14 protein-coding genes are annotated in these 13,896 nt (G+C 66.8%); all 14 read right to left on the reverse strand.

The genetic code is table 11. The features are described 5' to 3' along the window. Positions 1-873: 873 nt before the first annotated feature. The 14 genes from ABGB18_RS40540 to rpsP all read right to left on the reverse strand — a co-directional run bounded on the left by ABGB18_RS40540 (position 874) and on the right by rpsP (position 13,530). Positions 874-1,788, reverse strand: coding sequence for a tyrosine recombinase XerC (locus tag ABGB18_RS40540; protein ID WP_347700994.1), 915 nt, complete (start codon positions 1,786-1,788; stop codon positions 874-876). Between the two features lie 582 nt (positions 1,789-2,370). Next, positions 2,371-2,715: a hypothetical protein gene (locus tag ABGB18_RS40545; protein WP_347700995.1), complete on the reverse strand. Its 345-nt coding sequence runs from the start codon at positions 2,713-2,715 to the stop codon at positions 2,371-2,373. A gap of 175 nt (positions 2,716-2,890) precedes the next feature. Then, a complete protein-coding gene (gene dprA, locus ABGB18_RS40550; RefSeq protein WP_347700996.1) occupies positions 2,891-4,747 on the reverse strand; it encodes a DNA-processing protein DprA in 1,857 nt (618 codons plus the stop codon). A 660-nt stretch (positions 4,748-5,407) separates the two neighbouring features. Further along, positions 5,408-6,943 (reverse strand): YifB family Mg chelatase-like AAA ATPase, encoded by a 1,536-nt coding sequence (locus tag ABGB18_RS40555; RefSeq protein ID WP_347700997.1) that lies wholly within the window; start codon positions 6,941-6,943, stop codon positions 5,408-5,410. Further along, on the reverse strand, positions 6,944-7,303 hold the full coding sequence (locus ABGB18_RS40560; RefSeq protein WP_347700998.1) for a YraN family protein: 360 nt from the start codon (positions 7,301-7,303) through the stop codon (positions 6,944-6,946). It abuts the gene before it with no gap. A 1,012-nt stretch (positions 7,304-8,315) separates the two neighbouring features. Further along, on the reverse strand, positions 8,316-8,639 hold the full coding sequence (locus ABGB18_RS40565) for a DUF2469 domain-containing protein (RefSeq protein WP_026215037.1): 324 nt from the start codon (positions 8,637-8,639) through the stop codon (positions 8,316-8,318). 39 nt (positions 8,640-8,678) lie between these two features. Then, complete coding sequence (locus tag ABGB18_RS40570) at positions 8,679-9,317, reverse strand: ribonuclease HII (RefSeq protein ID WP_347700999.1); 639 nt, start codon at positions 9,315-9,317, stop codon at positions 8,679-8,681. Positions 9,318-9,399: 82 nt separating this feature from the next. Further along, positions 9,400-9,993: a signal peptidase I gene (lepB, locus tag ABGB18_RS40575; RefSeq protein WP_347701018.1), complete on the reverse strand. Its 594-nt coding sequence runs from the start codon at positions 9,991-9,993 to the stop codon at positions 9,400-9,402. Beyond that, positions 9,993-10,799: a signal peptidase I gene (lepB, locus tag ABGB18_RS40580; RefSeq protein WP_347701000.1), complete on the reverse strand. Its 807-nt coding sequence runs from the start codon at positions 10,797-10,799 to the stop codon at positions 9,993-9,995. Before lepB (ABGB18_RS40580) ends, lepB (ABGB18_RS40575) begins: the two co-directional genes overlap by 1 nt. A gap of 192 nt (positions 10,800-10,991) precedes the next feature. Further along, positions 10,992-11,354: a 50S ribosomal protein L19 gene (gene rplS / locus ABGB18_RS40585; RefSeq protein WP_080042338.1), complete on the reverse strand. Its 363-nt coding sequence runs from the start codon at positions 11,352-11,354 to the stop codon at positions 10,992-10,994. A 136-nt stretch (positions 11,355-11,490) separates the two neighbouring features. Continuing rightward, a complete protein-coding gene (gene trmD / locus ABGB18_RS40590; protein ID WP_347701001.1) occupies positions 11,491-12,270 on the reverse strand; it encodes a tRNA (guanosine(37)-N1)-methyltransferase TrmD in 780 nt (259 codons plus the stop codon). Further along, complete coding sequence (gene rimM, locus ABGB18_RS40595; RefSeq protein WP_347701002.1) at positions 12,270-12,770, reverse strand: ribosome maturation factor RimM; 501 nt, start codon at positions 12,768-12,770, stop codon at positions 12,270-12,272. Before rimM ends, trmD begins: the two co-directional genes overlap by 1 nt. 72 nt (positions 12,771-12,842) lie before the next feature. Then, complete coding sequence (locus tag ABGB18_RS40600) at positions 12,843-13,088, reverse strand: RNA-binding protein (RefSeq protein WP_043634919.1); 246 nt, start codon at positions 13,086-13,088, stop codon at positions 12,843-12,845. 1 nt (position 13,089) lies between these two features. Continuing rightward, positions 13,090-13,530 carry a 30S ribosomal protein S16 gene (gene rpsP, locus ABGB18_RS40605; protein WP_347701003.1) on the reverse strand — a complete coding sequence of 147 codons (441 nt, stop codon included), beginning with the start codon at positions 13,528-13,530 and terminating at the stop codon, positions 13,090-13,092. Between the last annotated feature and the right edge of the window lie 366 nt (positions 13,531-13,896).

Below are 13,896 nucleotides of genomic sequence, written 5' to 3' on the forward strand. Positions count from 1 at the left end.
ACAGGCACTCCCACAAACAGCTACGAAGCACTCATCCAAATCCCACTCCTCGACCTCGGGACCGTTCCCAGCAGGACGGCATTTCTGGTCACCCCCTCAACTCCCGGCACCACGGTGACCCGCACTCCTACCCACCACCTCTCCTCGACCCGCCTCTCCTCGACGGAAGCCGTCGTCGGGGCAGATGCCGAGCGCTTGACGCCAAAGCCCGAGGAGTCATGGCCTACAACCCGCTCAATCTGGCCCCCCACAATCCCCACCCTCGTATTGAGCGCCTTGCTGGGAAACGCCCTCCTCCTGATCAACGTCCTGCGCCGACGACGCGAGAGAACCAACCGCGACAACCCAAGAAGAGGCCAGCACCGCAAACAACGTCGCAGAAGACGGGCCCGTAAACCCGAACACCCACCCTCTACCGATCACCACTGATCACTTCCGCTGCCCGACCCCCTTCGCCAGGATGCACGGCGCCATGACCACCGCCCGCGCGAGCGCACAAAAAGGCCTGTACCTTCCGACCGGAGTTCCCCGCAGCGAGCGGACCTCCTGCTGGCTCGCCCTCGGCCATCCCACAGCCGGATCTTGTCGAGCAGCCAGGACCAACCCCTGGGCTTACCCGACGCTAAGAGGCGAAACTGAGACGCCACGCCCGCAGGGTGGGCAGAGGCGAAACTGGAACATCACAATCCCCTGGCGTGCAGCCGCTCACCCAGCAGCGTCCCCGTGCGCCATGCGCCGTCCATGCAGGTGGCGTCCCACCGAGTGGTGGATCAACGATCTTGTAGTGCGCCGCCCAGCTGGGTGAACAGGGCTGAGCGGGTTTCCACGACGACAACGAGAGCAACCACACCGCCATGCGGGACGTCACCTCATTCACGCTCTTGGATGCGCCTGCCGGTACGCGGCCCGAAGTCGCTCGATGGAGACGTGTGTATAGATCTGTGTAGTGTTCAAGGAAGCGTGGCCGAGCAGCTCCTGCACACTACGTAGATCGGCGCCTCCTTCGAGCAGATGAGTCGCCGCGCTGTGTCGCAACCCATGCGGCCCCATGTCCGGTGCCCCGTCCACCTGCGCCAACCGAGCGTGCACCACTCGCCGAACAGTCCCCGCGTCGATGCGCCCGCCCCGCGCCCCGAGGAAGAGCGCCGGCCCCGACTGCGCCCGGACCAACAGCGGCCGCCCATGAATGCACCACCTGTCCAAGGCTCGGAGGGCAGGCAACCCGAACGGCACCGACCGTTCCTTACGCCCTTTGCCCAGCACCCGGATGACGTTCCGTTCCCGATCCACGTCATCGACGTCCAGCGCGCACAGCTCGCTCACCCGCACGCCGGTGGCGTACAACAATTCAAGCAGCGCCTGATCCCGCAGCTCCTTGGGCTCCGCGTCAGTAGAAGGCGCATCCAATACGGCCTGTGCCTGCTCCTGGCCGAGCACGGCGGGCAAGCTCCGGGGTGCCTTGGCACTACCGAGCAACAACCCGGGATCCGCCGGCAGCCAACCACGGCGATGGCAGTAGGCGGTGAAGGTGCGAGCACAAGCAGTCCTGCGAGCCAATGTGGCTCTGGCCTTCCCCGCCCCATGCTGATCCGCCAGCCACGCGCGCAGCACCGCGATGTCCAGCCCTTCAAGCTCCCCGTCCATGTAGTCGAGCAGGGAGTCGACGTCAGTCAGGTAAGCCCGGACCGTATGCGGCGAAAGATCACGCTCCAACCGCAGATACCGGCTGAACTCCCCCAACGCCTCGTCCCTGCCGACACCCACGTTGCCGCCGTCACCCAACGCCACCTCACCACCCACCCTCGAAACGCCTCACCGTCCGCATAATTCAAACGCCTACCCAGAAACAACCGCACCCCAGTGGTTTTTGTTCGTGGGAACTGACCGCACTTGCTCGGGAGTCTTGACCGCACTTCGGCGGCCGGAAACGTGATCGATGCTCGCGAGAAGTGACCGCACTTCGGCGGCCGCGGGTCTGCGGATCGCGGCGAATCCGGACACTGATCAAGGGCCAGACTGTGGACCCATGGCGTCTGCGCGGCGGCAATGTGTGCTCCGAGCAGGTCGATCGATATCTTGGGCTCTTGGCTTCTTCTCGCAGGTCAGAGCAAGATGATCTTTTCAGGCACGAAGGCACGTTGACCAGCGGTGAAGGCACGTTGCATCGAGGGCGTACCTGGGTGTTCGGCCACATTCGCGATGCCGGTTGGGGCCGATATATCGGCGCTGGGGCTGGTCTGGTCAGCCCCCGGGCCTGGCCATCGGCACGGCCCTCGGGCCGGTCACACCAGCGCGGACGATCGCCCAGGCCGATGTGGAAGTTCGGCCGCTTCATGGGGCTTGCCCATCACCATGCTGACGATGTCGGCGTCATCGCTGGGCATCGCGGCCCGGATCGCACATGCCGCCGAGCGAGTCGGCGACCCGCGCCAGGTTTTCGACGCTGTCCTGTCGGTGCGTCAGCCGAGAGCGCATGTGCTCGGTGAGCAGTCGCAGCTTGCCTGCGGCTTCGAAGGCGTGCTGGGTGAGCTCGACCTCGGCATCGCGCACCTCGACGTCCGGGGCGACCGTCATGGAGCGGTTATGGGCCTCGATCCCGGCGCGCATTCCGGCTGTGCCGATCGTCGGGAGATCCGGCATCTGGTTGAGCATGGCCCGCTCGTGAACGGGGAGCCGCGCGAGCTTCTCCTCGCGCAGACGGTCGTATGTCGTCACGGGTCCCTCTCTGGCCGTGAGGTCGGTGCCGCTTCCTCGAACACGAGTCACCGGCAGTGCAACCACCCGCACCAATGGTGCGGATGCCACGCTGGTCGGCCAACGCCCGCTGGAGGCTCTCATCGGGTGGCTGAATGGGCCGGTGGTGGTGAGCGGTGAGTTCGGCTGGGGAGTGTCAGGGCTCCTCATCTGGGAGCGGAGGGTTGTCTTCCATGAAGACGGGGTCCTCAGGGGGCTCGCGGTTGGGTGGGGGTTCCAGGGCAGCCGAGTCGGGGGCCTTGAGGTAGGTGGTCGTTTGCTTGCGGAGGCGCCAGCCGTTCGTGGTTCGTTCTATGTAGCCGGCGGCTGCCAGGCCGCCCAGAGCGCTCAAGGCGGCGTCCAAGCTCACGCCGGCGGCGACGGCTATGGAGGCTGGGCCTGCGCCTCCGCGGGAGGGGACCGCGTCCAGGACCCTTCTGGTCGGTTCGTTGAGCTTGTCCCGGGGGACTGCTGGTGCTCGGGAATGTGAGGCCAGGTCATCGCCCATTACGCCTACGAGGTCGATCATTTCCTCTGGTGAGGTGACGCATACCGCCTTGCGGTCTCGGAGGAGTTTGTGGCATCCGGCTGACATGCTCGACGTGACCGGGCCCGGGACGGCTCCAAGATGTCTGTTGAGGGCCAGGGCGTGGCCGGCTGTGTTGAGGGCTCCACTGCGCAGGGCCGCTTCTACAACGATCGTGCCTCTCGACAGGGCCGCTATGAGGCGGTTTCTGATGAGAAAGCGGGCTCGGGTGGGGTGTACGCCAGGCGGGCATTCGCTGAGCACCACTCCCTGGTCTCGTACGGCGGCGAAGAGGGTGTTGTGGCCGCTCGGATAGCAGACGTCCACGCCGCAGGCCAGGACGACGACTGTGGGCCAGTCAGTCGCCAGCGCACCCCTGTGAGCCGCTCCGTCCACGCCGAAGGCACCACCTGACACGACGGTCCAGCCTGACTCGCCGAGGCCGACGCCGAACTCGGCCGCGAGGTGAACGCCGTACGCGGTAGCGGCTCTGGCGCCTACCACCGCGACGGATTTGAGGCAGGAGAAGCGGAGATCCGCTGTGCCGTGTAGCCACAGGCCGAGGGGGCGGCTTGGGCCCAGTTGGTCCAGTTGGGTCGGCCATTCGGGGCTGCCCGGGATGATCAGCCTGGCTCCTGATCTCTCTCCCGCTTCGAGATCGGCCCTGGGGTTGGCGGCGGCCAGGCGGGCGTACCAGGCGTTCAGGCGGGTCGTGAGGTTGGGTGGGTGCTCTTGCTGGGTTTCCTTGGCTACGAAGTCGGGAGGCAGGGAGCGGGCTCTGATCGCCTCCACGGCCTCTGGCGCGCTGTACTCGGATATGAGGCGGCCCATGATGGGGTCGCCCACGTCGGCGGCCCGCATGAGCGCGGCTCGGGCTTCGTGCTCCTCCCTCCCCGCCCACCCTCCTCCGGTCAACCCGACCCCAGCCGGCCTCCCCCTGATCCGCTCCTCCTCAGCCCGGTCATCTCTGACCAGCTTTCCCGCAGGCTGCTCCTCTCTGACCAGCTTTCCCGCAGGCTGCTCCTCTCTGACCAGCTTTCCCGCAGGCTGCTCCTCGCTGGTCGGCTTCCCTCCTGCTGGCTTTCGCCAGGGCGGATCTCCCACAGCCGGTGCCTCTGTGGTCGGCTCTCGCTCAGGCGACTTGGTTTTGGTCGAAGCCGGCTCAGCCGGGTCTCTCCTGTTCGGCCTTGCCTCGGCCGAAACAACACCCGTCAACCCCGCCCCAGTGAGCTCCGCTTCTGCTGGATCCAGCTCCGGCAAGTCTGTCCCGCTCAAGCTCGCCGCAGAACCCGCGTCTGTGGAGCTCTCTTCCGTCAGCTCCGCGCCGAGAGACCTCATCCGAGTTGGCTCCGCGTCGGTCGGCTCCCTGCCGGTCGAGGAAGCTGCCGGAGCCAGATAGCGCCTCGGAGTTGTCCTGGTTGTATGCGTAACATTGACCATTCCAATTGCCGCGGTGGTGGCTCCTTCGTCACCGTGTTCGCGGCCCATAACGCTGTCTCCTTCCGGGAGGCTTTCTGCGAGTGGTGCAGGGCTTGTGCGACTCCTGCTGGCCAAGGGCGTGACGGTGCCGCTTTCGCCGGTTGGGGACGTATTCGTGACGGCTCCCACCTTGGCTGGGTGAATCGCGTCCTGCTTCGTGGGTGTGCCATACACACTGTCCGTGGTTATGTAGGCCGCGTAGATGTCCCTGGATGGCGCAGGAGGCGCGGCGGGCGCAACCCGTGCTGTGGTCGGGTTCGACGCTGGGGGCACTGTGAATGCACTCCGTGCTGGGGGCATGTGCAACGCAGCAGGCGCAGCGGATGTGCTGCGCATGGCGGACATGCTCAATGCTGCGGGTGCCGACCCGGCGGGAGTCCTGGACGCGGGCGAGATGGACGGCCCTGGTATGCCGTAGAGCTCGGGTGCGATGGACGGCCCGAGCATGGCGGGGGCTGTGGGCGTTGGGGACAGCCTGGGCGCGAAGGATGTTGGGGGTGTGGTGCGTAGGGCAAGCCCGGTTGGGGGTGTGGGAGGCCTGGTTTTCACAGGTGGGAGGGGATTGGGGGGTTGGATTGGGAGGTTGGGCATGGGTATCGGCTCCTGGGGTGGGGTGGTGGGCTTGCCGGTGGGGCTTTCGCTTGGGGTGGCTGGTTGAGGCAAGAGGGGTTACGACTTCACTCCGAGCCAGAAGCTGAGGGCGGCTGTGGTTTCTTCTTCTCCTGGGCTGGGCTTGCCGGCCAGGTCGGCGAGGGTCCAGGAGACGCGGACCACGCGGTCCAGGCCGCGGGCCGTGAGGGTGCCTGAGTCCAGGCAGGAGGTCATCGGCTTCATGGCCGCTGAGGGCGGGCGGTAGTCGGAGTGGAGGAGGGATGACGGGATTTCAGCGTTTGTCCGCCATGGGGTGTCTGCCAGGCGTTTGGTGGCTCGTTCGCGGGCTGCTTGCACGCGTTCGGCAACTGTCTTGCTTGTCTCTACGAACTGGCGATCGGCCATCAGCTCGCGTCGGGAGGAGCGGGCCACGGTGACCTTCATGTCCACACGGTCCAGGAGCGGGCCCGAGAGCCTGCCCAGGTAGCGGCGTTTGATCGTCGGGGAGCACTTGCAGGTTTCCCCCTGATCCTCGGCCTGGGCACAGGGACAGGGGTTGGCGGCCAGTACGAGCATGAATCTGGCCGGGAACGTGACCGAACCGATTGATCGCGACACGGTGACCCGGCCGGACTCCAGGGGTTGCCGCAACGAGTCGAGCACGTGTCGCGGGAATTCGGGAGCCTCGTCCATGAACAGGACTCCGCGGTGGGCGAGGGAGACCGCTCCCGGGCGCACGGTCGTGCTGCCACCGCCGATGATCGCAGCCGCCGTAGCTGTGTGGTGAGGGCTGACGAAGGGCGGTCGGCTCATCAAGGGACCATTGGATGGCAGCAGTCCTGCGACCGAGTGGATGGCCGTCACCTCTAGGGCGTGATCGAGCTCCAGGGCCGGCAGGAGGGTGGGGAGGCGTTCGGCGAGCAGCGTCTTGCCGGTGCCCGGCGGGCCGAGCATCCAGAGGTTGTGGCCGCCGGCCGCGCAGATCTCCAGGGCCCGGCGGGCCACGGGCTGCCCGACGACGTCTGCCAGGTCGGCCACGGGCTCCGTGGTGGGGACGGGCGGATCCTCGCAGTCATCGATCTCGGGCTCCGGTGGTTCGTCGCCCTTGCGCAGCCACTCCACAAGCTGGCGCAGGTGCGCAATGGGAACGACCTTCACGTCGGGCACCAGGACCGCCTCAGCCGAATTGGCGGAGGGCACGACGACTGTGACGTCTCCGTGCTGGGCGGCGCCGAGGATGGAAGGGAGCACGCCGCGCACCGGTCTTATCCGGCCGTCGAGGCCGAGCTCCCCGAGGAAGAACGTCTCCGCGATGCGTCCGGCGGGCACAACGCCCGCGGCCGCCATGATCGACACGGCTATGGCCAGGTCGAACTGGGACCCGCGTTTGGGCAGGCTGGCCGGAAAGAGGCTGACGATGATGCGGGCGTCGGGCCACGGGTAATTGCTATTGACGACCGCGGATCTGACGCGGTCTCGGGCCTCGCTGAGTGCCGCGTCCGGAAGGCCGATCAGGTGGATGCCCGCCAGGCCGTTGCCCACGTCGGCCTCGACCTCGACGATGCGGCCGGTTACGCCCACCAGGGCCACACTGCGGGTCCGGGCCACGGCCATCTAGATCGCCCCCCGTACGTGACGCAGAGCGAAGTCACCGGCGAAGCGCTCCAGGGCGATCACATCGACTCGTATGGTCTCGAACGCCTGGGGCTGCGTGGCCAGCCATTTGGCCGCGAGCATCCGGAGTCTGGCAAGCTTGTCCGGGCGCACCGACTCCAGGGCTGTGCCGTGGGATCTGCCCGATCGGGTCTTGACCTCCACGACCACCAGCGTGGGGCCCTCTTCGGCGATGATGTCGATCTCGCCGTGGCGGCAGCGCCAGTTGCGTTCGATGATCCTCATTCCCTCGGCCTGCAGGTAGGCCCCGGCTATTTGTTCGCCACGTTTGCCGAGCTCGATGTCCTTCTTCGCGGCCATGTGCCCCCTCCGTCCCGTCCGCCCTGCTGCGGGTCCGCTGCGGATCGCTGCGGTCCGGGACTGACCTTCGTGGATGGCGGGTGGTGGGGGATTGACCGAACGGGGTTCTGTGGATGGGGGTCGGGGATTGCTGGAAGGTTGTGGATAGCCGGGCGGGCCTTCGCATGGCGCCAAGTGCCGACAGCGTCGGTGGTGAACGACCGTCGCCAGACGTCCGTGGCGGACGATATTCACCAGACGCCTGTGGCGAACGCGCCTCAGAAAGACGCCGCAGTGAACGACGCTCGTTGGACGCCCGTAGTGGATGTTCCATCGACGGCGCTCCCTGGGTGGTGTCCCGCCGAATGGCGAGCAGGGATCCCGTTGGGCGCTGCCCAGGTGGCGGACACGGCTGAGCGGGTAAGGAACCGCGCTTGCCGTGCAGGCCCTCACTTCGGACTGCAGGGGATCAAGTGGTCAAGCAGTGCAGACGTGGGGGCTGGCAGCGCCGATATCGGGTCGGGCGGTGCCGCATGGGTCGGACAGTACCGATGGGTCCGTGGTACCGCATGGGTCGAGACGTGCCGCATGGGGGCAGGCCCCGGGATGCACTGCCTCCACCGTGGTTTCCCGCCGAGTGCTGGACCAATGATCTTGTAGTGCTCTGCTGGCTGAGCGAACAGGGCTGCGCGGGTGAGCAACCACACCGCTCAGCGGGACGCCACCCGCGTCCACCCCGGAGCGCATCAGGCAGCTACAGGCACTCGCCGATCAGGTGGCCTACCTTCAACGAGCCGGCGGACGCGCCCACTGGCCAACCGACCTGCTCACCGGTCAAGCGGTGGACGATATCCGCCAGCCAGGCGACGTGCTCCCCGATTAGGCGGCGGACGGCATGCACCAGGCAGGCGGCCTGGCTCCCCGGATCGGACGAGCCGACGGCGGCCAGGGGGCCAGGGTCCCGAAAGACAGCCGACGGCACCCACACCCAGACGGTCTGCGCCCCGACCAGGCGGCTTGATCCCTGAAGCGGTTACCCCGAGAACCCCTCCTTGGGCATCTCCAGGTCGGCCTTGGCCAGCTCTTCCACGTTCACGTCCTTGAACGTGACCACTCGTACGTTCTTGACGAACCGCGCCGGCCGGTACATGTCCCAGACCCAGGCGTCCTGCATCTTGACATCGAAGAAGACGTCGCCGTTCTCCGCGGTACGGACGTCGAGGTCGACCGAGTTGGTCAGGTAGAACCGCCGCTCAGTCTCCACGACATATGTGAACAACCCGACGACATCGCGGTATTCGCGGTAAAGCTGCAGCTCCATCTCGGTTTCGTACTTTTCGAGATCCTCTGCGCTCATCGCGGTCCTCCTGTCGTACCGGTCCCCCGGTTCGCCTGTTCAGGCAACCCCGGCCCCCATTTCATTTTCACCCATCTCCCTCGCCACCGTGACGAACGAGTATCGGTGCGCGGCACACGGGCCGTGCGTTTCCAGCGCCAGCCTGTGTCCCGGTGTCACATACCCCTTGTGCTCGGCGAAGCCGTACTGCGGGAGACGCTCGTCCAACGAGACCATCAGGCGATCCCTGGTCACCTTGGCCACGATCGACGCCGCCGCAACACAAGCCGCCACCTGATCCCCCTTCCACACGGCCAGCGACGGGGCCGGCAACCCCGGAACCGGGAAGCCGTCCGTCAGGATGTACTCCGGGTCACAAGGCAACTGTGCGACGGCTCGCCGCATTCCTGAGACGTTGCATTTGTGCAGACCTTTGGCGTCGATCTCCCCGGGCGGGATGATGACCATACCGACGTGGGCGATGGGCATGATCTCCTCGTACAGGCGTTCGCGCACCATCGGCGAGAGCAGCTTCGAGTCCCCGAGGCCGGAGATCTCCCTGCGCAGGATGACGGCCGCGACGACAAGCGGCCCCGCGCAGGCGCCGCGACCCGCCTCGTCGACGCCCGCGATCGGGGTGAGGCCGCGACGGGCCAGCGCCCGCTCATAGGCGTAGAGTCCGGAATCGCGCCGGACCACGCTCGGTCGAGGGCGGAACGCAACTGTCATGACACTGGCAGCGTACGCCCCATTCGCAGCGGCCCGCGACCGAAAGCCCCCTCTACTTGACCTTGTCGAAAATGTCGGGACGGGAGAAGAGGTAGCCCCGCGACAACGGCCAATAGCGCAGGACGGCCTTGCCGATCACCGCGTCCTCCGAGATGAAGCCCTTGCCGGGCTCCTGCATGTGACCCCGCGAGTCGAAGGAGGCGCTGCGGTGGTCACCCATGAGCCAGAGCTTGCCGGCGGGCACCGTGACGTCGAACTTATCGCCGGAAGCGTAATCGCCCGGGTAGAGGTAGGACTGCTCCTCCAGCGGCGTACCGTTGACCGTGAGGCGCTTCTTGGAGTCACAGCATACGACCCTGTCGCCGCCCACGCCGATGACCCGCTTGATGGTGTCCTCACCGTTCCAGCCCTTGAAGACCACGATGTCGCCGCGCTCCGGCTTGCCCGCCAGCTTGTTGACGAAGACGCGATCGTTGATCAGCAGGGTGTTCTCCATCGACTCGGACGGGATGTAGAACGATCCGACCACGAAAGCCTGCAGCAGCAGCGCGAGGCCCACACCCAGGACGAGCAGCAGCACCGTCTCGCGGAAACCGCCCTTTTTCTTCTCTTTTCCCACGCCCTCCGCCTTTTTGGTGGTGGCCATCAACGCTTCCTCCCCAGCCAGCGTCGGCGGACCAGAACCAAGGGTACGGCGAGCCCGAACCCGGCGACCATGGGCACGGATCCGCCGAGGGCGTTGAGCGCGGGTTGCGCGAAAGTCTCGGGGATGTCGATCGAGGTCACCCGGTCGAACGGCCAGACGATCACGAACGCCCGCCCGATGACCTGTCCGACGGGGATGGACCCGCCGCCCGGGTCACCTTGGTGGGAGCGCGAGTCGAGCGAGACCGAGCGATGGTCGCCCATCACCCACAGCCGTCCCGGCGGAACGGTGATGTTGAAGAACCGGTCGGAGGGCACGTTGCCCGGATAGAGATAGCTCTCTTCGTTGATGGCGGTGCCGTTGACCGTGATGCGGCCCTTGTCGTCGCAGCACTTGACGTGGTCGCCGCCGACGCCGATGACCCGCTTGATGTAGTCCTTCTCACCGGGCACGAGCCCGAACGCCGTGCCGACCCACCGGAAGAACGCCGCGACCGGGTTGGACGGCTCCTCCAACTGGAACTCACCGTCCCAGGAGTCGACCCCCGAGAAGACCACCACGTCGCCGCGCTCGATGTCACGCGTGTGGTAAACGAGCTTGTTGACCAGGACCCTGTCGTTCGTCAGCAGGGTGTTTTCCATCGATTCCGACGGAATGTAGAAGGCCTGCACCACGAAGGTCTTGATGATCAAGGCCAACACCAAGGCAACGACGATCAGAACGGGAAGTTCTTTCCAAAACGACCCCTTCTTCTCCTTATTCCCGCCTTTTGCCGGCTGCTGAGTCTCTTCGGCGACCACGTCCACCTCGTCCTCGACAGGGCGGCGCGCCGCGCCGTGCTCCTGGCTCTCGCTAGTCATCGCTGACGAGCCTAGATGATGCCTTGGCTCGACAAGCCTCGACCGACGTTACACCCATGCACGAGTCGCTCCGCATAAAGGAAACGCCCCGTAAAGCGAAAGGCCCGCGCGGTGCGCGGACCTTGGCGAAATCCGGGGCTACTTGGCAGCCGTCGTCTCGCGCTTCTCGCGGATGCGCGCGGCCTTACCACGCAGGTCACGCATGTAGTAGAGCTTGGCCCGGCGCACGTCACCGCGCGTCACGAGCACGATCTTCTCGATGACCGGGCTGTGCACCGGGAAAGTACGCTCGACGCCGACGCCGTAGCTGACCTTGCGGACCGTGAAGGTCTCGCGAGCGCCGCTGCCCTGCCTGCGGAGCACGAAGCCCTTGAAGACCTGGATACGGGAGCGGTTTCCTTCGACGACCCGGACGTGCACCTCAAGGGTGTCACCGGGGCGGAAGGCGGGCACATCGCCGCGCAGGGTCGCTTTCTCGAGCTCCTGGATCTTCGTGTGCATAAGAGCTGTCCTCAAGTCCTCGTGAGCACGCGGAGGTCCACCCGGCCGTGGCTCGCGGCGGACGCGCTTGCTGGTGTGATGAACCCGGGACCGTCGCCCGGGCATAGCGAACCAACCACAAGAGGTTGGCAGCGATTCAGTTTGCCATATCTTCCGGTCCGACGCGAAACGACAGCTCCTCCAGGAGCTTCCTGTCGTGCTTGTCGAGCGTGTCGAGATCGAGCGCCGCCGCCAGCTCCGGCCTGTTCGCCACGGTGCGGCGCAACGCCTCGTCCCGCCGCCACCTGGCGATCTTACCGTGATGCCCGGACAGCAGCACCTCAGGCACCTCGTGCCCGCGCCAGACCGGCGGCTTGGTGTAGACGGGCCCTTCGACCAGGTTGCGCATGGACCCGGGTGCGAAGGAGTCGTCCACGGCCGACTGGGCGTTGCCGAGCACGCCGGGCAGCAGCCGGCCGATGGCCTCCACCATCACCAGCACCGCCACCTCGCCCCCGGCCAGTACGTAGTCGCCGATGCCGACCTCGTCCACCCGCAGCCGCGTGGCGTATTCGGCCATCACCCGCGAGTCGATGCCCTCGTACCGGCCGCACGCGAACAGCAGCCACGGCTCGGCCGCCAACTCCTGCGCGAGCTCCTGCGTGAACGGCCGCCCGCTCGGCGTCGGGACGATCATCCGCGGCGCGCCGTCCCCGATCACCGCGTCGATCGCCTCACCCCACACCTCGGGCTTCATGACCATGCCGGGCCCCCCGCCGTAGGGGGTGTCGTCCACGGTCTTGTGCACGTCGTGGGTCCAGTCGCGGAGCTGGTGCACGCGTACGTCGAGGGTGCCGCGCTCGCGTGCCTTGCCGATCAGAGACACGTCGAGCGGCGCGAAGTATTCCGGGAAGATCGAGATGATGTCGAGCCGCATCAGAGCAGCCCCTCCGGCGGATCGACGACGAGCCGGCCCGCCTCCAGATCGACCTCGGGCACCAGCGTCTTGACGAACGGGATGAGCGCGTCGTCCGCCCCGCTCCTGCGTACGACCAGCAGGTCCTGACCGTGGTGCAGAACATCGACGACCTCGCCCACGGCCTCCCCCGAGGCCGTCTCCACGGCCAGGCCGATGAGCTGGTGGTCGTGGAACTCGTCGGGGTCGCCGGACGGCTCGACGTCGGCCGAGTCGATGACCAGCATGACGCCCCGCAGTTCCTCCGCCACGTCGCGGTCGGCGATCCCGGCGAACGACACCAGCAGGATGCCCTTGTGCCAGCGGTGGTCCACGACGACCAGTGGCCCGCTGTCGGCCGGGTCGGTCGCGATCGACGTACCGGCGGCGAAGCGCAGCTCGGGATCATCGGTGAGCACCTCCACGGTCACCTCACCGCGGACCCCGTGCGGACGGCCGATCCGGCCGACGGCTAGCTGCACGTGAAAACCTTCCCTTTCAACGCGAGCGCCCCCATCGGCGGTCATAGCCGATGAGGGCGCGGAAGCCTGACGCTAACGGACTGCTTCGTGCAGGTCGAGCAGGTCGACCCGGACGTATTTCCCGTCGGCCAGGGCGTTCACGACCGTGCGCAGCGCCTTGGCGGTGCGCCCGCCGCGTCCGATGACCTTGCCCAGGTCCTCGGGGTGCACCCGGACCTCCAGGACGCGCCCGCTGCGGATGCGGCGAGCGCGGACCCGGACATCGTCAGGATGTTCGACGATGCCCTTAACGAGGTGCTCGAGAGCCTCCTCGAGCACCTCAGGCCTCGCCCTCGGCCTGGGTCTCGGCGGGGGCCTCAGCCTCGTCCTTCTTCTTGGCCTTCTTCGGCGTGGTGGCGGCGGTGCCGGTGTCGCCACCGGACAGCGTCTCCTTGGCCGCGGCCTCGTAGAGGGCGTGACGGTCAGGCGCGGGCTCGGCGACCAGCATCGGCGCAGGGGCGGGCTCGCCCTTGAACTTCTGCCAGTCGCCGGTGATCTTGAGCAGCTTCAGCACGGGCTCGGTCGGCTGCGCGCCGACACCCAGCCAGTAGGCCGCACGCTCGGCGTTGACCTCGATGCGGGAAGGGTGCTCCTTCGGGTGGTACAGGCCGATCTCCTCGATCGCCCGGCCGTCACGCTTGGTGCGGCTGTCGGCGACGACGATGCGGTATTGCGCGTTGCGGATCATGCCGAGCCGCTTGAGCTTGATCTTGACTGCCACGGGTGTGGTCTCTCCTGCATTCGAGCGTGGGTGAACGACGACCTCACCGAGTGGGGCACGATGAGATGACGCTCCAGGGACAAGCGCGTCCGGCGGGAGGTGAGAGGGCACCCGCTGGGACGCGGTGTTCCAACATGTCATTGTGCCAGATCGAGGGGGCTGCCTTCGACCTCACGCAGCAAGGCACCGCAAAGCGTGGGCAATGACCCCGCCGAGACCCCTCCCCACCTTCCCGGCAAACCACCCCAAACACCCCAGACAACCCGTTCTCGGACGCGCGACCCACCCAGACACGACCCCGCCTGTACGTGAACCTCGCCGGAGAAGCGACACCACTCAGACGCGACCCGGCCTGGACACAGGCGC

Origin of the sequence: Nonomuraea sp. B12E4 (assembly GCF_039871825.1) — a bacterium.
Classification (GTDB): Bacteria; Actinomycetota; Actinomycetes; order Streptosporangiales; family Streptosporangiaceae; genus Nonomuraea.

Coding starts and splice junctions, on each gene's coding strand:
- dprA (WP_347700996.1), bottom strand. CDS start 4,747: ATGGGCCGCGAACACGGTGACGAAGGAGCCACCACCGCGGCAATTGGA.
- ABGB18_RS40555 (WP_347700997.1), bottom strand. CDS start 6,943: ATGGCCGTGGCCCGGACCCGCAGTGTGGCCCTGGTGGGCGTAACCGGC.
- ABGB18_RS40560 (WP_347700998.1), bottom strand. CDS start 7,303: ATGGCCGCGAAGAAGGACATCGAGCTCGGCAAACGTGGCGAACAAATA.
- ABGB18_RS40565 (WP_026215037.1), bottom strand. CDS start 8,639: ATGAGCGCAGAGGATCTCGAAAAGTACGAAACCGAGATGGAGCTGCAG.
- lepB (WP_347701018.1), bottom strand. CDS start 9,993: ATGGCCACCACCAAAAAGGCGGAGGGCGTGGGAAAAGAGAAGAAAAAG.
- rplS (WP_080042338.1), bottom strand. CDS start 11,354: ATGCACACGAAGATCCAGGAGCTCGAGAAAGCGACCCTGCGCGGCGAT.
- trmD (WP_347701001.1), bottom strand. CDS start 12,270: ATGCGGCTCGACATCATCTCGATCTTCCCGGAATACTTCGCGCCGCTC.